The organism is Peribacillus sp. FSL K6-5616 (assembly GCF_038008245.1).
Taxonomy (GTDB): domain Bacteria; phylum Bacillota; class Bacilli; order Bacillales; family DSM-1321; genus Peribacillus; species Peribacillus frigoritolerans.
In genome coordinates this window covers 1,501,091-1,522,483 of sequence record NZ_JBBOYT010000001.1, presented here as the reverse complement: position 1 = coordinate 1,522,483, position 21,393 = coordinate 1,501,091, and the positions used below count along the sequence as shown (strand labels likewise).

General features: G+C 37.2%; 23 protein-coding genes. 8 read left to right on the top strand and 15 right to left on the bottom strand.

Features of this window, described 5'->3' with window-relative positions:
- Window positions 1–240: 240 nt before the first annotated feature.
- Window positions 241–948, bottom strand: a complete 708-nt coding sequence (locus tag MHB45_RS07325) for a cytochrome c biogenesis protein CcdA (RefSeq protein WP_034312916.1) — start codon at window positions 946–948, stop codon at window positions 241–243.
- Between the two features lie 246 nt (window positions 949–1,194).
- Between MHB45_RS07325 and MHB45_RS07320 the strand changes: the two genes are divergently transcribed.
- The 3 genes from MHB45_RS07320 (at window position 1,195) to MHB45_RS07310 (ending at window position 3,571) form a co-directional block, all read left to right on the top strand.
- Window positions 1,195–1,368 (top strand): aspartyl-phosphate phosphatase Spo0E family protein, encoded by a 174-nt coding sequence (locus tag MHB45_RS07320; protein WP_072272814.1) that lies wholly within the window; start codon window positions 1,195–1,197, stop codon window positions 1,366–1,368.
- A gap of 897 nt (window positions 1,369–2,265) precedes the next feature.
- Complete coding sequence (locus tag MHB45_RS07315) at window positions 2,266–2,664, top strand: DoxX family protein (RefSeq protein WP_072272813.1); 399 nt, start codon at window positions 2,266–2,268, stop codon at window positions 2,662–2,664.
- Between the two features lie 544 nt (window positions 2,665–3,208).
- A complete protein-coding gene (locus MHB45_RS07310; RefSeq protein WP_053087420.1) occupies window positions 3,209–3,571 on the top strand; it encodes a hypothetical protein in 363 nt (120 codons plus the stop codon).
- 660 nt (window positions 3,572–4,231) lie between these two features.
- Here MHB45_RS07310 and MHB45_RS07305 read toward each other — a convergent pair.
- From MHB45_RS07305 to yneA, 10 genes are all read right to left on the bottom strand, one after another.
- Window positions 4,232–5,353 carry an NADH-dependent flavin oxidoreductase gene (locus MHB45_RS07305; RefSeq protein ID WP_072272812.1) on the bottom strand — a complete coding sequence of 374 codons (1,122 nt, stop codon included), beginning with the start codon at window positions 5,351–5,353 and terminating at the stop codon, window positions 4,232–4,234.
- Between the two features lie 81 nt (window positions 5,354–5,434).
- Window positions 5,435–5,749 carry a thioredoxin gene (gene trxA, locus MHB45_RS07300; RefSeq protein WP_048685973.1) on the bottom strand — a complete coding sequence of 105 codons (315 nt, stop codon included), beginning with the start codon at window positions 5,747–5,749 and terminating at the stop codon, window positions 5,435–5,437.
- Window positions 5,750–5,800: 51 nt separating this feature from the next.
- Window positions 5,801–6,184, bottom strand: coding sequence for an IDEAL domain-containing protein (locus tag MHB45_RS07295; protein ID WP_048685971.1), 384 nt, complete (start codon window positions 6,182–6,184; stop codon window positions 5,801–5,803).
- 99 nt (window positions 6,185–6,283) lie between these two features.
- Window positions 6,284–6,703 carry an RrF2 family transcriptional regulator gene (locus tag MHB45_RS07290; protein ID WP_048685970.1) on the bottom strand — a complete coding sequence of 140 codons (420 nt, stop codon included), beginning with the start codon at window positions 6,701–6,703 and terminating at the stop codon, window positions 6,284–6,286.
- Window positions 6,704–7,521: 818 nt separating this feature from the next.
- The gene (locus tag MHB45_RS07285) at window positions 7,522–7,737 is read right to left on the bottom strand and encodes a YneF family protein (RefSeq protein WP_034312934.1); all 216 of its coding nucleotides are present in this window, start codon (window positions 7,735–7,737) and stop codon (window positions 7,522–7,524) included.
- An 84-nt stretch (window positions 7,738–7,821) separates the two neighbouring features.
- The gene (gene sirA / locus MHB45_RS07280) at window positions 7,822–8,262 is read right to left on the bottom strand and encodes a sporulation inhibitor of replication protein SirA (protein WP_034312935.1); all 441 of its coding nucleotides are present in this window, start codon (window positions 8,260–8,262) and stop codon (window positions 7,822–7,824) included.
- A gap of 298 nt (window positions 8,263–8,560) precedes the next feature.
- Complete coding sequence (gene tkt, locus MHB45_RS07275; protein ID WP_048685965.1) at window positions 8,561–10,564, bottom strand: transketolase; 2,004 nt, start codon at window positions 10,562–10,564, stop codon at window positions 8,561–8,563.
- A 230-nt stretch (window positions 10,565–10,794) separates the two neighbouring features.
- Complete coding sequence (locus tag MHB45_RS07270; RefSeq protein ID WP_048685964.1) at window positions 10,795–11,028, bottom strand: DUF896 domain-containing protein; 234 nt, start codon at window positions 11,026–11,028, stop codon at window positions 10,795–10,797.
- A gap of 65 nt (window positions 11,029–11,093) precedes the next feature.
- Window positions 11,094–11,750 (bottom strand): YneB family resolvase-like protein, encoded by a 657-nt coding sequence (locus MHB45_RS07265; protein ID WP_072272811.1) that lies wholly within the window; start codon window positions 11,748–11,750, stop codon window positions 11,094–11,096.
- 19 nt (window positions 11,751–11,769) lie between these two features.
- Window positions 11,770–12,081, bottom strand: a complete 312-nt coding sequence (gene yneA, locus MHB45_RS07260) for a cell division suppressor protein YneA (RefSeq protein ID WP_048685961.1) — start codon at window positions 12,079–12,081, stop codon at window positions 11,770–11,772.
- 155 nt (window positions 12,082–12,236) lie between these two features.
- Here yneA and lexA point away from each other — a divergent pair, with 155 nt between their 5' ends.
- Window positions 12,237–12,860 (top strand): transcriptional repressor LexA, encoded by a 624-nt coding sequence (gene lexA / locus MHB45_RS07255; RefSeq protein ID WP_048685959.1) that lies wholly within the window; start codon window positions 12,237–12,239, stop codon window positions 12,858–12,860.
- A 552-nt stretch (window positions 12,861–13,412) separates the two neighbouring features.
- Here the strand turns inward: lexA and MHB45_RS07250 are convergent.
- Together MHB45_RS07250 and MHB45_RS07245 are read right to left on the bottom strand one after the other, a co-directional pair.
- Window positions 13,413–14,945 carry an esterase/lipase family protein gene (locus MHB45_RS07250; protein WP_048686028.1) on the bottom strand — a complete coding sequence of 511 codons (1,533 nt, stop codon included), beginning with the start codon at window positions 14,943–14,945 and terminating at the stop codon, window positions 13,413–13,415.
- A 744-nt stretch (window positions 14,946–15,689) separates the two neighbouring features.
- On the bottom strand, window positions 15,690–15,914 hold the full coding sequence (locus MHB45_RS07245; RefSeq protein ID WP_034312951.1) for a helix-turn-helix transcriptional regulator: 225 nt from the start codon (window positions 15,912–15,914) through the stop codon (window positions 15,690–15,692).
- Window positions 15,915–16,048: 134 nt separating this feature from the next.
- Here MHB45_RS07245 and MHB45_RS07240 point away from each other — a divergent pair, with 134 nt between their 5' ends.
- Window positions 16,049–16,687, top strand: a complete 639-nt coding sequence (locus MHB45_RS07240) for a LexA family protein (RefSeq protein ID WP_048685953.1) — start codon at window positions 16,049–16,051, stop codon at window positions 16,685–16,687.
- A 241-nt stretch (window positions 16,688–16,928) separates the two neighbouring features.
- Complete coding sequence (locus MHB45_RS07235; protein ID WP_072272810.1) at window positions 16,929–17,219, top strand: DUF2642 domain-containing protein; 291 nt, start codon at window positions 16,929–16,931, stop codon at window positions 17,217–17,219.
- A gap of 595 nt (window positions 17,220–17,814) precedes the next feature.
- Here MHB45_RS07235 and MHB45_RS07230 read toward each other — a convergent pair.
- Complete coding sequence (locus MHB45_RS07230; RefSeq protein WP_072272809.1) at window positions 17,815–18,504, bottom strand: N-acetylmuramoyl-L-alanine amidase; 690 nt, start codon at window positions 18,502–18,504, stop codon at window positions 17,815–17,817.
- 688 nt (window positions 18,505–19,192) lie between these two features.
- Here MHB45_RS07230 and MHB45_RS07225 point away from each other — a divergent pair.
- Together MHB45_RS07225 and MHB45_RS07220 are read left to right on the top strand one after the other, a co-directional pair.
- Entirely contained in the window at window positions 19,193–20,107 is a 915-nt protein-coding gene (locus MHB45_RS07225) for an aminoglycoside phosphotransferase family protein (protein ID WP_072272808.1), read from the top strand.
- Window positions 20,108–20,134: 27 nt separating this feature from the next.
- Entirely contained in the window at window positions 20,135–20,554 is a 420-nt protein-coding gene (locus MHB45_RS07220) for a CotD family spore coat protein (protein WP_309247790.1), read from the top strand.
- A 66-nt stretch (window positions 20,555–20,620) separates the two neighbouring features.
- Here the strand turns inward: MHB45_RS07220 and MHB45_RS07215 are convergent, their stop codons facing one another.
- Window positions 20,621–21,082: a GNAT family N-acetyltransferase gene (locus tag MHB45_RS07215; RefSeq protein WP_063592965.1), complete on the bottom strand. Its 462-nt coding sequence runs from the start codon at window positions 21,080–21,082 to the stop codon at window positions 20,621–20,623.
- Window positions 21,083–21,393 lie beyond the last annotated feature (311 nt).

Genomic DNA, 21,393 nt, shown 5'->3' with positions numbered 1-21,393 from the left:
GCCCCGGCTTCTGTAGCCTTCGTCAACCATTTTTGCATTATGACCTTCGCTGCCTGAATTCCCTCTTAATTTCTTAGATCAGGATTTAATTTCTATATAATATTTAATGCTTACCGCTTAATCCCGCCTTCATCAACCACTTAGTGACTGACCTTATACCGAAAATCAACGAAATGGACACCATAAGACCTAATAGCAGGCCACAATTAGAATAATATTGAAAAATTAACTTATTATGGACTAAAAACCTGTAAAGCCACCGAATAGTCTAGACAGGACTGCAATTATTTTGGTCATCCAATCAAAAAATAAAACCACACCCATTATAATCATCAAATATCCGCCAATCTTCATGATGTATTGGCTGTACTTTTTGATCCATTTCAACTTTCCGACAAAGAAGGATAATATGAAGAACGGGATGGCAAATCCTAAAATATAGGCAGTCATATAGCTCATGGCAGCACTTGGATTCGTTGCACCCAATGATATGACAGCACCTAACAGCGGACCTGCACAAGGAGTCCATCCAGCGGCGAAGGCCAGTCCGATAAGAATGGAACCTATATATCCGCTAGGTCGATTCTTGAATTCAAAACGACTGTCTTTCATCAATGATTTCGGCTGAAAGATTCCTACAATGAATAAACCAAAAATGATAATCAGGATAGCACCAATCTGACGAATTAACTCTTTGTAATCCGAGAAAAAAGAACCTAAGTATGAAGTGCTAAAACCAATTGCAATAAAAACCAGGGAAAACCCAAGAAGGAAGAATAAAGTATGCAGCATGCTTCTTCTTTGGAGCATGGCGTTCTCGGATTTGATTTCACCTACACTCATACCAGTGATATAAGATAAAAAGGCCGGATATAGCGGTAAGCAGCAAGGCGAAATAAAACTCAGGAATCCCGCCCCAAAAGCTAAAAACATATTAATATCATTCAAATAAGCTCACTCCTATGTATGTCAACCTATAAACATTGTAACAAATAAGATAAAAAAATACATTTATGGAACTGTGAATATTTCATGACAACCAATAGCTTATAACTGGATGGGCGACGGGCTAAGTTAACTTATTTGAATTCATTAGTCCAAGCCGATATAATTGTTATATTCATACAGATTTTACAACGAATACATAAATTAAGGGTACCTTGAAATAAATGTTGGGGCCAGAAAGGAAATATAATGGCTAAAAAGAATGAATTTCTCGAACAGATTGAAATAAAGAGAAATGAACTTATCAAAATTGTCGCTAAAGATGGTTTAAACTCGCATGTTGCCGTTGAATATAGCCAGCAACTTGATCAGTTACTAAATAAATATAATGAACTTTTTTATAAAACCGGTACAAATTTTTAATCCGGTACATCTCCCATTGATAACCACATAAGTTATTATATGAATTATTTTGCTGTCAATCTCCCCTTTTTACCTTCTTTCTCAATTAGGTTACTTAGGCATGACCTTTGCAATATAAGAAAACAGGCAACCGCCATAGGCACTGTCTGTTTTTCCATTTAAAATAATGCATATGAATCATTTTGCAATATCAACATCGGGATGTCGGAGCATAGTTTGTCACAACTAGAACAGCAGGAGATCCAGCAAAGACGGAAGAACCGTCCGGACCACTTACTACCCCAATGTGACACCCGGTTGTGTACGTTATTTAATCCTCGTTGCAGCACCCTACACACCATATATGAAGTATTCTCGATTATCTAAAAATGGCGGCCGGATCTTAAACAATTCCTTAACTGTACTTCCAAGTCGGCGGCCTCAATTGATTTCAATATATATTGATCACGAGTAAATGCGGAATTCACGAGTAAATCAGCTAAACTGACGAGTAAATAGAGCGAATTCACGAGTAAATCAGCTAAACTCACGTGTAAACGCAATATTTACGAGGGAAACAGCTAAATTTACGAGTAACAGTGTGAAATTCATGTGTAAGATGTATGTAGCAGGAGGCATTCGTTTAAGAGATATCCGTTACAAATAAAAGGAATGGTTTTTTCTACCTAAATATATTTATTTTCAAATTCAACCTGGAAACCTCACCTATCCTCGTTCCTTTTTCTAAGCAATTTCTATAAATTTAAATGATAAAAATTGTGTTTGACAAATCGATCATAACATATTATCTTTAATTAAAGATAAATTAACTCGAGATAATATCACTGTGTTTTTTTTAAACATAAATCTCGGATTAAAGATATCTAAATTCAAAATAAACTCTAGGAGGAATCATAAATGATTGGTATTGGTTTATTAGTTATACGCATAGTAATAGGGTTATCGTTTGTTGGACATGGAGCTCAAAAATTATTTGGGTGGTTTGGCGGTCATGGCTTGAAAGGTACAGGAGGCTGGTTTGATTCAATTGGCATGAAGCCAGGAATTACCATGGCCCTATTTGCCGGTCTATCTGAACTTATAGGCGGAGCTTTCTTTGCTTTAGGTCTCCTTACACCCTTTGCAGGTATATTAATTGTCCTTACAATGCTCGTTGCAATCTTTAAAGTCCATGGAGCAAATGGCTACTGGGCAACTCAAAACGGTTATGAATATAATCTTGCCATTCTTGCAGTGGCGATTGGCGTTGCGCTAACCGGAGCTGGACCATACTCTCTTGATTCCTTTCTATTTTAAGGAAGCTTGGGTTTTATAATCCCTATATTATGAAAAACACGGAGTTGGATGAAACCACTCCGTGTTTTTACTTTTTCCCCATAGTTCAGAGATTTTTCTAGTCGTTATTAAAGCCAATAACTCGAATAACAGATACTTCGATTATAGTGTTGAGGAAATAGGAACATAGGTTGTCCCATATTTAAATTAGATGGTTTCAATATTGAAATGCAAACTACCTAAGCATCACTCTTGTACAGTAATTTTCACAAAGGAGTTGGAATAATGCCGCTAAATTTTAAAGGACTATCGAATCCTATTCATTCTGTTTCTCCTCTTCCCGTATGATTTGAATTTCCCACAGGACTAGTGCCTAAATAAAATTTTGGATTGAAAACAAAAGTACCAAATTTGAAATATCATGTCTAAAACCTAAAATCGTGAAAAATAGACTACAGTAATAGTGAGAATGATCATATCCTCATGTTTTTTTTATCTTCGGAGAGTCCTCATTGAATCAAAAGAACGGCTGTAAGTTAAGGAATAAATGAGGTTTTTATCCTATGTGGCAGTATTTTTATTTTCCTTTAGTCTTGCTGCAGTGGGTTTTGCCGAAGAAAATGGTACAAGCGTTAGCGAAGAAAGACTGACACCAGAAGAGTTGAATTATCTTGTAAATAAAGTCGGCAATACTCAAGAAGAAGCCGAGGATTTACCTGTTGAAGTTTCAAGACGATTAATTGAAGAGCAGGCTAATGTTATTGATTCTGGATTGGAATTTATGTTCATATATGATCCAGAAGTTACTAAACCAGGGCAAATCAGCACTTTTGCAGCATCAATTGCTGCAACAACTTTAAAAATAGGAGGAACTGTATATAAAGTAAAAAGTGATCGTTCAAAAGAAGATAAATTATATATATGGTAACTTTCAATGGCTAAAAACACCTTCATTTACTTTAGTGGATAAAATGTCAATTGGTTTCCCTTCAGGTTCAGGACTATATCTGCCAACAAGTGGAGGGAAAGTAAAACAACACCAGCACAGATATTCTCAAGATCAACAAGGAAATGGACGTTGCATATGCATTGACGCTGTCTTATTGATCTGTTGTTAGAATGGGGGCCCATGATGCAAGTCATTATTAATTTCATTTTCATTTTAATAATATCAGTGATTTTATTTTTTATCTTTAGCTATGATGCATCTTTAGATGAACATTTTATATTGTCTCTTTTACTTATCATTTCTCTGCAAATATCTTTAATATTAGCTATTCTGTTAACTAGCGTCCTTCCTACCTTTTCCACGCGTTCTGTAAAGAAAGCCCAAAATTTCCGAATGTATCTGCGGTTGAGGCTTAAGTGCTAGTCAATAAAAATTCTAAACTTTCCCCTGTTTTATTTCTGAATCAGCTTAGAAATAGAATGCTCAGTTACTCATTCGGTCTCAATTTAAAATCACTTATTAGATTCTCATTCATATAAATGACTTTTCTATACATAAAAAACCGGATAAGAACACTTTTATATGTGTTTCTTAACCGGGTTATATAAAAACCAAATCAGTACTTTTACAAACTTTTATTTATTCAATCCCCGGAAACCATCCTGGAGAGTGGATGATCGCTTGCCATAATGGGTCTGGAATATCAAGTTGCTGCTGATTTCCTTTGTTTATTTTGGTCACGATTTCAGCTTCCCTGCCTTGTTCCACTTTTTGTACCCATTCAGGATCAATTATGATTTCACGCCCTAATGCTATTAACGGAACCCCCGATTGCAATGCTTTGATCGCATCATCTGCTGTATAGATGGAACCAACCCCAATTAATGGAACTTGATCTCCGATACGTTCTTTAATGATCTCTATCCGAGGTCGGTCAACGTCGGTTCCCCGTCTTGCTTTCGACCAGAAATCCATTAATGAAACATGAAGATAATCCAGATCCTTTGTTACAAGCCCATCAATTAATGCAAGTGTATCATCCATGGTGATTCCTGGTGTTTCCGGTTCTTCCGGTGAAAAACGGTAACCTACGATGAACGGATCCTTGGCATGTTTGGCAACCGCCTTTTTCACTTCATCCACAACCGCTAATGGAAAAGTCAGGCGCTTTTCAAGAGAACCGCCCCACTTGTCTTCACGACGGTTCGAATGCGGCGAAAAGAATTGCTGTAGCAAGTAACCATTTGCACCGTGAATCTCGACACCGTCAAATCCCGCTTCAATGGCACGTCTGGTGGTTTCACCAAAGTCGAAAATGATCGATTCTATTTCCTTTTCAGAAAGTGGACGTGGAACTGCTTTCCCTTCACCTTCCGATGGGATGTTGCTTGCACTGACAACATCACCATTTACCAATTCGGGTGGAACCTCTCGGCCGCCATGAAAAATCTGAAGAATTGCCTTTGCCCCTTCCGTTTTAATCGCTGATGCCAAACGATTTAGACTAGGTAGCAATTCATCCTGATCTCCGCCAAATTCCCCGTGAAAACCTTTGCCATTAGCCGTCACGTAAGTACATGCCGTTATAACCATGCCGACCCCTTTTGACCGACGTTCATAATAATTAACTTCGGCGTCGGTTACAGTCCCGTCAGGATTAGAAGAGAAATTTGTCATAGGTGCCATCACCAATCGATTTTTCACTTCTAATTTCTTTCCTAAATTAAACGATTCAAATAATGGTGTATATTTAGAATTCATTTAGTAATCCTCCATTTAGTTACCCACCCTGTTGGTTGGTATAACCCTTAATTAAATATCAAACGCGTATTATGATTATAATCATGCATATTTTGCGATTAATGCCGATATGGCTTCTTTTGGCTGGAAACCAATAGCTTGATCTACCTTTTCTCCATCTTTGAATAGAATAAGGGCTGGAATTCCCATCACTCCATATTCGCTCGTCGTATTTGAATTTTCATCCACATTAAGTTTAACGATCTTAACCTGATTACCCATTTCCTCATCGATTTCATTAAGAACTGGGGCAATCATTTTACACGGACCGCACCATGGGGCCCAAAAGTCAACCAATACTAAACCTTCCTTGATTTCACTAGCAAAATTATCATCTGTAACATGTTCTATTGTCATGATCATATCCTCCTTGTATTATCCGAAATATTTGTGATCTTTACTCACCATCTATTTAAAATCAAGTTTTGCGATTCTATTTCCCGGGATTTGAACCTCTGATTTCCGGGCAGTTATTTTCGGGTGGATTTTGATGGATTCCAATTTACCGGATAACTCCATAAACCATGTTTCATCTTTAGAAAGTAAAGCCAAATCAATTAAGGCCAAAAGATGAGCTTCGTTACTGATTTCTAGATCCGGCAGTTTTTCAGTCCATTTACTCGGAATCCAAATCGATTTCCCAACCGCTTTTTCATTGTCGCTTTCAACTACATTCACTTTAACGATTTCTCGATTATCGCTTACGGTTTCAACGAAACCATGGATTAGTTCCCCATCTCTTGATTTTCCCTGTACCCAATCCCCATTTTTGAACAGATTATTTTCAACCATTTCCTTAGCACCCCTTTTATGTTCATTTAAATTAAAACTATAGTTATTAACTGTATTAATAAAATATACATTTTGTGCAAAGAAAAAACTAAATCAATATCACGGACATTGTTTAATTTTTTCCAAAAATGTGCTGAGAGTTATATCTTCTAAATATTTTTCGAAATATAATTCAGCTTCATCAAATATTTGATCCATGACTACCTGGGTATTTGAAGATATGACACATTTTTTCTCCGGATCACCTGTACACCACTTTGGTTTCAGGGTTCCATGTGAGACCGCTATATAAATATCCGCCAAACTTACCTCTTCAGGGTTACAGTCTAGAATATAGCCTCCGCCCACACCTTCTTTAGTCTTAACAAATCCCTTTTTTCTTAAGCTGCTCATCATTTTCCGAATCCTAGCCGAGTTTGTACAAACGTTTTCTGCGATGGACTCACTGCTTGCCATATGATCTGGTAGATAAGCTAAATAGACCAAACTATGCACAGCTATTGTAAATTCACTATTCACTTTGCGTATCCTCCTTAAGGGGATTACTGTAATATTAATATTTACAGTTAGAAAAGTCAACTCAAAAACCTCAACAGCTTCCTCCACTATATTTGATCGATTTATTAATGCAGTGAAATCCCCACTTTACGCTTTTAATATTGCCCAAGTTAATGAGCCTTAATGTAAGACTCGGTGATAATATTTAAACCTTTATTATAGATACACTAAATTGACAACGAATCCATTCTTTCTTCATGAATGGTTTTTCTATTTACAAACATTCAAATAAAAAACACCCGATTACTCGGATGATTACTTTAATCAATTTTATATTCACTAACTCATTATTGTATAGTGCTTAAATAAAAAGATTAATAGAAAAGATTTATTATTTTTTACATTTAGATTTCAATTTGAATTTTGATTCCCATTTGTTGTCTTTAAATTTACATTTGTGTTCAAATTTAAGTTCACATATGGGAAAACACACCTTACATTTTTTCACAAGATCTTTTATCAATTCTAACCACCCTCCTTAATACTGTATATGCATCTTTTGATAGAAAGTGTGGACAAGTATAATTTTTTGGCGTTTTAACTTTCCAAATAAAAAAGCCCTCACATAGATTGAGGACTTACCTTACCCTTCCAAAACAAAAACCACCTTTTCTGAAACATTCATTCAGAAAAAAGTGGCTTAAGAAACAAAAATGAAAGATAAACCAAAATTTTATATAAAATCGGTGGAAGGATTCAGACTAAATCCATTTCGATATTATATAAAATTTTGCATCCAATCTTCCAAGAACATTGATATATCAAGGTTTCATGCTATCTTATTTTGTTTGTTGTTTATTCATGGCGCTCATCATTTGATTAATTTTCTTTTGGGATGGTTTCATACCCATTTGCATCATCATCATTTTCAACATTTGTTCGTTAATTGGCGGATTTTTCTTTAAGTAATCCATCATGTATTTACGAGCGATGAAAAATCCCAGCACTACTCCAGCAATCAATGCCAGTACGCCAACTAGAATGTAAACCCACATACTATTTCCTCCTTCATGTTGTCTAACATCAGTGTACTAGACCAAAGGTTATTATACAATACCCGCTACCGAAAAGTCCCCCATTTAGACAAATTTTCTTTCTTTTATCGGTTTTAACCAACCGTATTTTTCATGTTCAAAATCAATGGCCAGAAAACTCGCTTCATATTTTCGAATACTTTCAAAGAAAGCCGTCTCCGCTTCATAGTCTCCTTCAGCTTCAAGAGTAATGGAATCATTCTGAATGATTAAAACGGCTTTACTTGATCCGTTTGTTTTTTCTAAATAGTATTTTCCATTTTGAGTCCAATAATTCATCTTTTTTTGCAAACGTTGTTCAATGGCTAACTGCAACTGGATAATCGGGACTTTTTTGGTGACATATTCGATTTGTTTTTGCAAAATACTCTTCAGTCTGCCCCTTGCTTGAATATATTCCAAAAACAAATTGAAAAATAGCTTTTCTCTTCCATAATAATGATGGGCAAATTCATCTTCGATTAAATAAATTTGATAGGTTCTCATCAGCCAATGCCTCCTAGCTTTCCTATTTTAGTCACGAAAACATCTAACCACCAGCACCCTGTCCACTATTTTCCACTTTTGATGACTTTCCCCTTTAACTGACACATTTAAACGAAATTTATTTATTCTCATTATATATTGACAAACTAAAAAGATATGTTGTTTGCTGGAGAAATTTTCTTCTTTTTTTGTCGAATGGAAGATTTCCTTTAGTATAGAAGCACATTCAATATATTTAATAGGATTTTTTGATAAAAAAACTGACACCAATCTAGTTGGTGTCAGTTCCGCATTACTGTTATTTAAGCATTTCTTTCACACGGGCAACTACATTTTCTACAGTGAAACCGAATTCCTCCATGATTTTACCGCCTGGTGCAGAAGCTCCAAAATGATTGATGGCCAATATTTCACCCTCATCACCTGCATAACGATCCCAGCCAAACGGTGAAGCCACTTCGATAGCTAAACGTTTTTTCACTGCCGGATTGATTACGCTTTGTTTATATTCTTTTGATTGAGTTTCAAATCGGTCCCATGATGGCATGCTGATTACCGCAACATCAATTCCTTCGTTCGCTAAAGCATTCTGTGCTTCCACAGCCAAGTTCACTTCGGAACCAGTCGCAAGTAGTAATGCATCGGCTACTTCTTTCTTAGAAGCAGAGATGATGTAAGCACCTTTTGAAACACCTTCATACGCAGTTTCGGAAGTGTCTTTAATTGTTGGCAATCCTTGACGAGTCAGTACAAGAGCAGTTGGTTTATTTGTAGACTCCATAGCCACTTTCCAGGCTGCTGCCGTTTCATTGCCATCAGCTGGGCGGATTACCCCTAGGTTAGGCATTGCACGTAATGATGCCAATTGTTCGATTGGCTCATGAGTCGGTCCGTCTTCCCCTACAGCAATGCTGTCATGGGTGAATACATAGTTTACAGGCAGTCCCATCAGTGCTGCCATTCTTATGGCAGGACGTAGATAATCAGAGAATACGAAGAATGTTCCTCCGTATACTTTTAAGCCACCATGAAGTGCCATTCCATTTAAAGCCGCACCCATAGCGAATTCACGTACACCGAACCATATATTACGGCCGCTGTAATTACCAGGTAATAGATCTGTCTCACCTTTGATGGCAGTATTATTAGATCCGGCTAAATCCGCAGAACCCCCAATGAAGCTAGGGACCTTTTTGGCGATCGCATTCAGTACTTCCCCACTTGAAGCACGGGAAGCTAATGTTTTACCTTCTTCATAGACTGGAATTTCCTGATCCCAATCAGCAGGCAGTTCACCTTTGATGGCAAGCTCCAATTGCTGTGCTAACTCAGGATGTGCTTCTTTGTAATTTTTGAACAATTCATTCCAAGCTTCTTCTTTTTGAGCACCTGCATCAACAACAGCTTCATTGAAGTGTGAATACACTTCTTCAGGTACATGGAAGTCCTCTTCGAATGTCCATTTATATGCTTCTTTTGTCAATTTAAGCTCATCTGCACCAAGCGGAGCGCCGTGAACGGCAGATTTACCTGAACGGTTTGGTGAACCGTAACCAATAACCGTTTTCACTTCGATTAATGTTGGGCGTGCATCGTCGGTTTTCGCTTCTTCAATCGCTTTAGCAATTTCCTGAAGATCATTGCCATCCTCAACGCGGATATATTGCCATCCATAAGATTTGAACCGGTCTGCTACGCTTTCACTAAATGATTGACTTAAGTCGCCGTCAAGGGAAATATCATTAGAATCATATAAAACAACAAGTCTTCCCAGTTGTAGATGTCCAGCTAATGAAGCGGCTTCTGCAGAAACACCTTCCATTAAATCTCCATCTCCACAAATGCTATATGTATAATGATCGACCACATTATAAGAATCGCGGTTATAGCTTTCTGCCAAGTGACGTTCAGCCATTGCCATTCCGACTGCCATTGCGATACCTTGTCCAAGCGGCCCGGTAGTTGCATCTACACCAGCCGTATGTCCGAATTCAGGATGTCCTGGAGTTTTACTGCCCCATTGACGGAAGCTTTTCAAATCATCGATAGATAAGCCATAGCCCGATAAATGAAGAAGGCTGTATAACAGCATAGAACCATGTCCAGCTGAAAGAACAAAGCGATCTCTATTAAACCAATCTGGATTTTTCGGGTTATGGTTCATATATTCGGTCCATAGTTTATACGCCATTGGCGCTGCCCCCATTGGCATACCTGGATGGCCGGAATTAGCCTTTTCAATTGCATCAATTGATAATGTACGAATCGTATTGATAGAAAGTGCATCTAATTTATCTAACATATTGTAAAAACATCCCTTCCTGTAATGTACCTCTTTATATTATAGTGACAAGCATAATATCACAACTAAAATCACTATTTACTGCCTCAATATTAAAATTTTCTAGAAATAAGAGAAGCCTCTATTTAGATTAAACTAAATAGGAGAATACATACATGAATGCACTCTCTTTTTACTCCAAAATGCCAAAGAATCCTCAAATGGAATGTTCCATCAGAGGAATCCAAGCATTAATGTAAATTTCGTTTTTCTTTTATATTTTTTATCTTTTGAGGAGTGACGTCATTACCCTCTGGATCCACGACCTTCACATGCTCCAACGTGTCGGACATGGATTTTCTGAATGTTTCCAAATATTCACTTCTCAATTGGGTTTGCTCTTTCGCTTCAACTTCCGTCAAGCCTTCAGCCTTTGCCTTTTTAGAAAGTACATTTATACGGGCTATTTTGTCTTTTGATAACATAATTTCGCTCCTTCATAATCTGCGGATATTGTCATGGTATTAAAAAAAAAGCGAAATTACAAGTTCTATGATTTACTTTCCTTTTTATTCATTTGATGTTCGAGAAAACGCCTGTTCACAGTAGCCTTAGATACATTGTATCCAAAGCCCCTTAATGTGGCTGCGATTTCTGAGAATGTCAACCCATTGGCACGCAGTTTAATAATTTCTTCAATAGGAATCTCCATACGGTCCCTTCCAGTGGAATTCCTTTGGTTGTGAAGATTTTTTTGAGGACGGTACCCTTTTTCAACGGCTCTCATCATTCCGCGCTTTATTTTAAGATTATGTAGTTTCCTTTGATATTCTTCTACAATGCCCACTATCTGGATGACCATGGCATCCGAATCCGATAACTCCAGCTCCCCATCGTGTGAGAGCGTATAAATTTTCACATCTTCTTTAAGGATGACATGGAAAAGGGCTATTTTGGCATTCCCTCTTCCCAGTCTTGTTTCGTCCTGGATTAATAGGACTTCAGCTTCTTTGGTTTTAAATAGTTCGAGCATGTCAAAAATGCCATCCCGATTCAACTCATAACCACTTGCCTGTTCTTTTATAATGGAGACAACTTCCACATCCATCTTTTCAGCCAATTTGACTAATTCATCTTCCTGCCTTGCCAATGATGTTTCCTGTGACTCTTTTTCGGTGCTGACCCTACAATAGATTACCGCCTTCATAATACCCTACCTTTACTACTTACTGCTCACTGGCCAAATTCTGGACAAGTTCTTCCCCTTTAACCGGTATGACAATGACTTGTCCAGGTTTTATCGAATCCGCACTGACTCCATTATTCTCTTCTATCCAACCAATGAATTCTTTTTTTGTCAAATTTGTTTCTTCATATTCTTCGGCAATTCCCCATAGGGTGTCACCTTCGCTTACTTCTATAGAAAGGAAATCCTTTTTTTGATCATTGTTCAATGTACAAGAGAATAAAATTGAAAAGATGAATACTGATCCCGCTAATAGAATCGTATAAATATAATTTTTGTATAATTTTTTCATAATAATCCCTCCAAAGCGAATGTTCGTTCGTATGTTATGATCAAATTATAATACGAACGTTTGTTTCAGTCAACAACAAAATTCGAACTTATGTTTGTATAGAGATGGGGGCCATGCTATAATGTAGCAAAGAACATTGGGGAAGAGGTGCACAAATGACAAAACTATCAAAACGGCAGCAAGATATTCTTGATTTCATTAAAGAAGAGGTCCGCCAAAAAGGGTATCCGCCTTCCGTACGGGAGATTGGCGAAGCAGTGGGACTTGCATCAAGTTCAACAGTACACGGACATTTATCCCGCCTGGAAAGTAAAGGCCTTATTAGACGTGACCCAACCAAGCCAAGGGCCATTGAAATAATGAATTTGGAGGAAGCGAACAATATTCCCAAAGCCAATGTCGTGAACGTGCCGTTACTTGGAAAAGTAACAGCGGGCATGCCGATAACGGCCATTGAGAACATTGAAGAATACTTTCCGCTTCCCGAAAGCATGGTTCCACATGATGACCATGTATTCATGCTGGAAATCATGGGTGAAAGTATGATTGAAGCAGGAATTCATGATGGAGATTATGTCATCGTGAAACAACAAAGCAGTGCCAATAATGGAGATATCGTCGTGGCGATGACGGAAGATGATGAAGCCACTGTAAAACGATTCTTTAAGGAACCGGATTACATAAGGCTTCAGCCTGAGAACTCAAATATGGAACCAATTATTTTACGAGATGTTTCGATACTTGGAAAAGTAATAGGCTTATATAGACAAATACACTAAAAGCGCTTCCCGCGCTTTTTTTGTTTGTTTAATTTATGTCCAGAATTCTCTCAATATGCATTTGGAAGAGTAGATATTGAAATATTTTTTAATAGAATCTAGTTTCATGGGAAATTAAACATCCTTTATAACGGATGAAAGTTATACCATCGCCTTTCTGGTAATATGTACTTTGGAAGCAAGCTCATTGAAATAAAAAAAAGGGTTTAAAATCCCCCCTTTACAATTAATTTCACTCTTAACCTTTGGTTCACTTTAATAAGGTTAGATCGACCAAGTCATTCCACCAATATGTCCTGTTTAATTTTCTGGCCATAAGGAGCAATTTGCTTAATGAATGTTTCCTTGCTCATTAGATCTCTCATTACCAAGCATAAATCTTTATTTCCAGGGAACTCACTCCTAAATATATCCACCTAACACCCGTTGAATTAATACTTTTATATAGGAGTACGGCTGTTTACATTGGCGGAATTACCATCTCCCTAGTTACCCGTACCTACCTCATATTTCATCAAAAAAATGCCTCCTCAACTAAGAGAAGGCATTTCGCTATTTCTCAATATAGACCGAACGAATCAGCGTCCGGGTTCTTTCGGTACCATCCACATTTTTTTCCTTAACATCTATTGTTACATTATAAACACCTGACTTAGGTACTTCTGGAAGGGTGCCAGTAAAATTTTCAGTATCCATTGCCTTAATGGAGTTTTTTCCACTAATTTCTTTACCGGTTTCATCTAGCAGATGAACCAAAAATGTTGTGCTGATTGGTCTTTTTTTATCATTCATTGGATTCTTTATTAAAAATTTTGCATCTTTTTGCTTTACTTTTCCGGCCATACTTAATGTAATGGGGTTCTTTTCGTTAAATTGTGCTGTGAACAGGTAGGCGTCTTTTGGCGATTCAGTCTTCATTCGTACTTTCCAGTCACCAATTTCAAGGTTATTTCTGTAGAATGATTGGATGGTTGCACCATTAAAAAAGGAAGTTTCATTTTTGGCTGAATGGGCCTTTAAGGAAGGTGAATACTTTTTATTGGATGGAGAAATCAATTCAACCTCGACATCATTTGAGGCTGTATATATGCTTATATTACCTGGGGCCGCTTCATTTACATGGAAGCTTTGTTCGACCCAGACATTTTGTTTCAGGACATCACCCAGAATGGTTTGAGCGAGTGCGGTTGTAATGACATCATCTTCAACTCGTTCTTTATAATTGACATGATATGCAGGAATCCCAGTGGTGGATGTGCTTTTTAAATAGGGTTCAATTCTTGAAAATACAGCTGAGCCAACTCGAATATTGTCGTGATCAAAGTTGGGATCCGTAAATAAATGTGTTGCATAGGGTATTTTTGTACTCCATACATTCACCAGTCCATCATTTTCCCCATATGATGATAAATATTGTCCCCCCATTGATAAGGCTGATAGTACCGGGCCTCTGTTCATACCTGCCACAGTGAAATACAAGTTTTTACGAGAGTTAACATGGTTATCCGTGACAGAACGAAATTCAGCCATTTTACCAACTTGTAAAGAATAAGTTCCCTCATCTTTTTGACCTAATAAGGAACCAAGCCAGCCCGCATACCAGCTATAAGCCAAATCAGCTAGGTGAGAACCATGATGTGGGGAAGCTAAAGTGATCACCCTTCCAACATATTGGTGTGCTCCATAGTGGACTAGAGCCGCTTGGGTGTCTGGGCCCCCTTTGCTGTGAGCTATAATATTTACTTTTTCGCCCCCGAAATGGTTACTGATTTCTGAAAGCATTTGAGCTAATAGCCTTCCATTGGCATATTGGCTCACTGATCCATTTCCAGCTGAATCATGAAGCTGAACAAAAACCGTTTGGTAGCCTGCTTCATACGCTTTGGTATACATATCATTGACGCCATGATATTCCGTTTCACCATACCAGCTGGTTGAACTGCCGTTTTTCCCTTGTACAAACACGATTGGTGGTTTGTTTGTATCAAGATTGGGGGGAATACTACCAAGAAACCAATCCCCTGGACTGAAAGTTTCGGAGGGCGGTTTCAATTTTCCTGCTGAGGAAATGTCTGGCTTTGCCATAATTAATATGGTTAGAATGAGGACAAGAAAAACGACATAATTGATTACATTCCTTTTCAAGGGTTATCTCCTCCAATATCATCTGGAATTTTTTTGAACTCATCCAATTATCAATGCCCTCCTTCCATAGCCTTCTTTAGCCTTCATTAATATATAATTGTACTTTTGCATACCATTACCTGCTATCTTCATAAAGATGGGAGAAAAAAACTAGAAGAAGTTTTATTGATAATGGAGAAAAAGTATGAAGATTTGCCTTCCATTCATTTAGCTATGGGGTCTTTTTCATTTTATGAAGACGTGCTTTGGGAGGAAAACATGCTGCCAATTCACGAAAATAGAGTACAAGCCCTTATCCTGCAAAGGATAAGGGCTTGTTCATCCAGATTAACTTTTCCTTCGAATTTGCCATTGTCCATTTGCTCCTATTCATGGTGTTTAGAAGTCCGCCCTATACATTAAGTAAATAATTTTCTTTCACAGCAATTGGCTGACATTTTTGGAATCTCTGTATCAATCGTATATTTGCACAAGAAGTTTGGATTTGTACACCTTTTACTACATACAGGTATTTTACAAATGTTCTAATGTCAGCAGCTCCTATGCAACTTCAAAAGAATTAATTTCCCTTTCCTCTTTGTTCCCCTTCTTTCCATCGTTACTTGAATCTTGTCCTATGGAAGTCAGGATTTTATGGATTCAAATGGCCAATCTGTTGAGGAAATGCTTGGTACAATTGAACTTTCAACTACATTTGAAGTGTAGGTCAGGGTCAAAAAAAATGATATCGTCAATCGAGAACCCTACACATTCAGCAAATAAATAAGCCTTATCGATTCGCAAAGGAATCTTATATTGCTCATAGTCAATGTAAGTCCTCTTGGCCATCTTCAGCACTTTAGCCATTTCATCTTGAGTTAATCCTTTATACTTCCTGGCTTGTTTAAGTGTGAACTTAACGCTTGTCATATCTTGTCACCACCTATCTAAAAAAATAATATCACACTTGAAGTATAGTTACCAACAATTTTTCGCAAAATTCACGCACTTTACGTTTACTCACTTTCACTCATAGTGTATATTCAAGTAAGAGGTGAAGAAATATGCACATTGGTGAACGGATTAAAATGTTAAGAAAAGAAAGAAAAATGACACAAGAAGATTTGGCAAATGTATTAAAAGTAGCTCCTACGGCAGTATCAGCTTGGGAATCCGGACGGAATAAACCTTTAATGGATAAATTGAGCATGATGTCCACTTGTTTTGAAATACCGCTATCCCACCTCATTGAAGGAGCGCCAATCGTTAGAAATAATCCTGGAATGGAATTCCTAAATGAAAAGAATGTAAGATTAATTGGTGTCTACGGAAATATCCCTGCTGGAGAGCCTAATTTCACCAACGAATATATAGAAGCCTATATGCCGACATTAAATTCGATGCTTAAATCGGATAAAGAATATTTTTTCCTTAGAGTGAATGGCAATAGCATGAATAAAGAATTCAGAGACGGATCATTGATTCTCGTTGAAAAAACAACCTACCTTGATAACGGGAAAATTGGAGTGGTCTTGGTAAATGGACACGATGCTACGGTCAAAAAAGTGAGAATCAATGAAGAAAACATCATACTCACTCCCTGCAGCACGGATCCTTTTTATGAAGAAAAAACCTACAACATAAAAAATGATAGAGTCCGTATTTTAGGAAAAGTGGTTCAAGCCATTAAAATATACGATTAATATCCAACTCGAGGGTTTCATACGGAAAGAAAGTAAAATAAATGAATAATGAGCAGCCATACATAGATTCAATTCTTACAGTTTTTATCAACTTAATGCTGTTGCATTTTAGGTACAAGCCATCATGGTTTGTGCTTTTTAGTATTGTTCTTTTATTTGTCTTTACATAAAATCCTTTTAATTTGTGTCAGCCCATAAAAAAAAAGGCATACCTTACATTAGTAAAGGAGTGGAATAATTCATGCAAAATTATCCATATGGAAGCCAAGATAACGTATTACCGCCAGGTCATTATGCGTATACGAGCAACTTTCCGCAAACGATGAAAACTTTATCACCGACTTATACAATTCCCACAGAACCAGTTTTCTTTGACCATCTAATGATGAATTTAGGTAAAACGATCACTATCGTAACAATGAAGGAATCATTAAAGGGCAAACTTACCGGCGTCGCTATTGATCACCTGCAATTATCAATCGGCGATTTAAAATATCATATCCGTTATCCCCCAGATTACTTATTTCATTGAGTGAATGTATTTGGAAACTTTAGTAGGGGCCATTTTTAGTATATTTTCCTTTCATGCAAAAGAATAAAATTGTTTATATCGGGCAATAAAATCATCATATTTTTATAATGCGGTTCACAACCCCCTATAAGAATCTTATAATTAAGCATTTGCCTCTGTAGCTCTAGAAGGGAAGAGCGCCGGAAAACATTGTAGCCACCGGGTCGCAAGGTAAGGGTTTCAGAAGCACCGAAAAGCAATTACGCTGAGGCAGGTGGAATTCCTGCCGGTGAAAATCCGTAGGGAAGCGTGTTCTCCCCTAGCCTATGCTTACGAAAGGAGTGCGGGTTCGAATCCCGTCAGAGGCTTACTTCCTGAATAATGCGATTATATATACTCACAGAAAGTGACTCCCAATTGCACAAGTCCACTTTGGCCTTCTGTGTAAATTATTTTCCCCTTTCATTCCTCCCGCTTTTATCGAAGGACCGAATCAGGACGGCAGAATGTACAGTTTTTCGTTACATGCATATTCCTGAATCAAAAAGGCCCCTCTCTTTTTGAGAAGGGCTACTGCGTGGTGTGCTTCTGGAAATTATAAATAATTATTAATTATTCATTTCACCCGCAATTTCTGGTTAACCGTAATGGTGTACTGACTGTCAAGACCGTTCCAATCTTTAATTTGCTGAACCGTACTGCCATAAGAATTGCTTAAGGAATATACTGTATCCCCACTAACGACAGTGTGGTATACAGCTGTACTTTTCTTAGTTAGATTGAAGCATTTAACTAAACCGTTTACATGTCCGCGAGCCAGTGATTCGATAAAGGATGACGTTTTCAACTTTGCTGCGTCATTTACATTATCGATAAATCCATTTTCAGTCAGGAGTGCAGGCATGTCCGTTTCACGGAGTACATATAAATCTCCTGTTTTTTGTCCTCTGTCCTGGATGTTGATAAGCTTCATGACCTCTGAATGAATATGATCTTGATACGTTTTCGTTATCTGGTTAGTGGACGTATAAATGTAATCCTCGTACCCAGTTCCGCCGCCGGCATTAATGTGGATGGAGAGAAAAAAGTCAGCTCCCCACGCGTTCGCTGCATTCGTACGATCGTTTAAGGAGGGGTAGGTATCTTGGGTCCTGCTCATTTTCACAGAAACGTTATTATATTCTATCAATAAGATGTCTTTGATTCGAGTTGCAATGGATAAAGTTAAATCCTTCTCTCTCAATCCATTCCCGACCGAGCCTGGATCCGTACCGCCATGGCCGGGATCAATAAATACTTTCACCATTTCTATCACCTCTATTAATCTTATGTTACGTATTAACAAATGCTTGTACACATAACTATCGGATTAAAGAAATTCTGCCGTTCTCAAAAAAAAATACACCCCCTAAAGGTGTAGTGGCATTATTTGATGATATTCGCCCAATGGACGGGAATTCTTTGAAAAAGACTTTTTCTATTTTTTTACTTTCGCATCAGGAATTTTTGGAGAATAAGCAATCTATAATCAAATGAACAAGAAGATTGAGAGATATTAAGAAAAGTCAACATTAACACAAATTTATCGGTTTTTGGTTTGTTTTATTTATCGCTTCTGCGCACTCTTTAATTGAGTCAATCACTATAGTCGGTTCTGATAATTGCGGAAAATGTCCACTCTCTTCAGCGACAATGTGTTTGCTGTTTCTTGTCAATGAAAGTAATGCCATTAATCAAAACTATATTGGGTTTGCCGTTTCCACTAATATTATATTGTAGCGTCCCTTTCGCAGTTTCCACCTTATATTTTTCTATTTTCAATGTCAGCACCACACCTCACTTTGTTTAGATTAATTCACGTGTGTAACAAGCTATTGGTTTCATTTATAAAAATTGCTAAATGGATTCTTTGAATTTTTTACGAAAGCTATAGAAAATGATAATGTGAACTTTCATTCCTAAACATTGTACAGGATTTTAAAAGGAGAGATCGTATGATAAATGAATATGATAAGTTTGAACAATTAGTTAAAAAGTTGGATCAAGGAAACAAGCTAATTCGCGCATGGGAATTAATGGGCGGAATTTCTGCAAATGTGACAGGACTGGAAATATTACAATCGTCAGGGCGTATCGTAAAAATGATCGTTCGTCAGCATGGTGATAATGACTTGAAACGGAATCCAAATATTGCTTCATATGAACACAAGCTCTTAGGGATATTGAAAGCTGCCGGTTTGCCTGTACCAATGCCATATTACTTTGAGCAATCCTGCGAGATATTTTCCAAGCCATGCATACTTATCGAGTTTATTGAGGGTAAGTCAGAATTCACTCCCTCAAATCTTAATGATCATATCTTGCAATTGGCAATCAATCTAGCAAAAATCCATCGTGTTAATTGTGTAGATTTATCTTTACCATTCATGCCTAAACTGGAAAATACATATGTCGAGATGTTAAATAATAAAGATAGGGTAATCCTGGACGAAACATTAAATTTGAGCTTGATTAGAGATCTGCTGAAATCCTCCATGCCCCTACCCTCCATGAATAAGGAAGTGATCCTTCATGGTGATTATTGGCCAGGAAATATATTATGGAAAGAGGATAAACTAGTTTCCATAATTGATTGGGAAGACTCAGGTTTAGGGGACCCTTTGACTGACCTTGCCAATAGTCAACTCGAAATTTTATATCATTTTGGAATGCAAGCGATGAATGACTTCACCAATCAATATAAATTCATGATGCCGGAGGTAAATTTTACTAACCTACCCTTCTGGCAATTATTTGCCGCATTACGGTTATCTACATTTCCCGAATGGGGCTTGGAAAAAAGCAAGGAAAATAACTGGCGGAAAAGACACAAGTCATTTGTTCTTAAAGCGATTAACCGAATTCGGTAAATTAATGTTTATTCATTTTTTTTGAAAATGATTGAAGGATCTGATATGCCCGTAATTTTTGATAAAGGCATTTATACCAGTCCCTTTATCATTTATTTTCATAAACTAATAATGACTTTCAAAAAAATCCCAGGAGGTGTTTACATGTATAATAAGCCCTGGGGGCATCCGAAAGGCGGTCAATGTCCACTACAATATTGCCCACCTCACAGAATGCCCAATCAATATAATCCATCTCAAACCTCCCCGACCAAGCAATATGTTAAAACCAATGTCATTAACACTGTTATTCCGGTTTTTCACCCGACACATACAACAACCGTGAATAAACACTTCAACACCTATATACCGCATACCCGAAGTATCGTAAAAGAGTGTTATTCACAAAGTTTTGTTTGTGGAGTACCTCAACCCCCCAGTTATTCGAGGAGAATGTTAAGATATTAATTAAAAAAACCCCGAATCGGGGTTTTTATTAATTCCTTCAACCTCTTGAATTGAGTTACAAAGGATTTACAACTGTCTGAATGCAAACTCCCTATACTTTTTAAAATTTTGTTTCTTATAAAACTCTTTTGCTGCCATGTTTTCAAACCAATAATCCAGTTCAATTAAATCTATATCATTCTTTTTAGCAATATCATAGACCTCATTCATTAGTTTTTTACCGTAACCTTTATGGGTTTGACCTTCAACGATACTAAGCTGATGCACATATACTGATTTATACTCATTTTTAAAAGCACTTTCAGGATAGTTTTTAATTTCAATCCATGCGTAACCAATTGGCACTTCATGTTCTTTTAAAACTAGAAAAACAAAATTATCATTTTCAACCAAATTTTTAAAAGTTTCTTTCATTGCATTATAATTATATTCCTTAAAATACTTAGGATATAGTTTTGCATGCAGATTGTGAACATTTCGATTTAATTTTGCAATTACTTCATGATCCCTGGATTGACTTACATACATAATTATCCCCCCTGCCTATACTATATTACAATCAAGCAACGTCCACATTCCAAATGTACAATCCTAGCCACTATCTGATAAATTTATTCCAAAACATCAGTTCCACCAAACCTACTTTAGTTACTTTAAACGCTTCGCCCCCACAAGCTGCTGGCAATGGATCACAGACAACTTGCCTAAATGAAGGAACATTAATCTTATAAAAGCAGATGGAGCCTCTGATGAAACGCTTACGGCTTATTCGAAAGCCAAACTTGTCTGCCGCTGGCTTTCTTAACGCAGTCTATGAATTGTACTTATTATAAGGAATC

Bases quoted from the DNA above. Each gene is read 5' to 3' on its own strand.
- MHB45_RS07315 (WP_072272813.1), top strand. From the start codon at position 2,266: ATGATTGGTATTGGTTTATTAGTTATACGCATAGTAATAGGGTTATCG.
- yneA (WP_048685961.1), bottom strand. From the start codon at position 12,081: ATGAAAAAATTATACAAAAATTATATTTATACGATTCTATTAGCGGGA.
- MHB45_RS07230 (WP_072272809.1), bottom strand. From the start codon at position 18,504: ATGGTGAAAGTATTTATTGATCCCGGCCATGGCGGTACGGATCCAGGC.
- MHB45_RS07265 (WP_072272811.1), bottom strand. From the start codon at position 11,750: ATGAAGGCGGTAATCTATTGTAGGGTCAGCACCGAAAAAGAGTCACAG.
- trxA (WP_048685973.1), bottom strand. From the start codon at position 5,749: ATGACAATAGAACATGTTACAGATGATAATTTTGCTAGTGAAATCAAG.
- MHB45_RS07270 (WP_048685964.1), bottom strand. From the start codon at position 11,028: ATGTTATCAAAAGACAAAATAGCCCGTATAAATGTACTTTCTAAAAAG.
- tkt (WP_048685965.1), bottom strand. From the start codon at position 10,564: ATGTTAGATAAATTAGATGCACTTTCTATCAATACGATTCGTACATTA.
- MHB45_RS07250 (WP_048686028.1), bottom strand. From the start codon at position 14,945: ATGGCAAAGCCAGACATTTCCTCAGCAGGAAAATTGAAACCGCCCTCC.
- sirA (WP_034312935.1), bottom strand. From the start codon at position 8,262: ATGAGAACCTATCAAATTTATTTAATCGAAGATGAATTTGCCCATCAT.
- MHB45_RS07245 (WP_034312951.1), bottom strand. From the start codon at position 15,914: ATGACAAGCGTTAAGTTCACACTTAAACAAGCCAGGAAGTATAAAGGA.
- MHB45_RS07320 (WP_072272814.1), top strand. From the start codon at position 1,195: ATGGCTAAAAAGAATGAATTTCTCGAACAGATTGAAATAAAGAGAAAT.
- MHB45_RS07305 (WP_072272812.1), bottom strand. From the start codon at position 5,353: ATGAATTCTAAATATACACCATTATTTGAATCGTTTAATTTAGGAAAG.
- MHB45_RS07235 (WP_072272810.1), top strand. From the start codon at position 16,929: ATGCAAAATTATCCATATGGAAGCCAAGATAACGTATTACCGCCAGGT.
- MHB45_RS07285 (WP_034312934.1), bottom strand. From the start codon at position 7,737: ATGTGGGTTTACATTCTAGTTGGCGTACTGGCATTGATTGCTGGAGTA.
- MHB45_RS07295 (WP_048685971.1), bottom strand. From the start codon at position 6,184: ATGGTTGAAAATAATCTGTTCAAAAATGGGGATTGGGTACAGGGAAAA.
- MHB45_RS07215 (WP_063592965.1), bottom strand. From the start codon at position 21,082: ATGTATGTAAGTCAATCCAGGGATCATGAAGTAATTGCAAAATTAAAT.
- MHB45_RS07225 (WP_072272808.1), top strand. From the start codon at position 19,193: ATGATAAATGAATATGATAAGTTTGAACAATTAGTTAAAAAGTTGGAT.
- MHB45_RS07220 (WP_309247790.1), top strand. From the start codon at position 20,135: ATGATTGAAGGATCTGATATGCCCGTAATTTTTGATAAAGGCATTTAT.
- lexA (WP_048685959.1), top strand. From the start codon at position 12,237: ATGACAAAACTATCAAAACGGCAGCAAGATATTCTTGATTTCATTAAA.
- MHB45_RS07240 (WP_048685953.1), top strand. From the start codon at position 16,049: ATGCACATTGGTGAACGGATTAAAATGTTAAGAAAAGAAAGAAAAATG.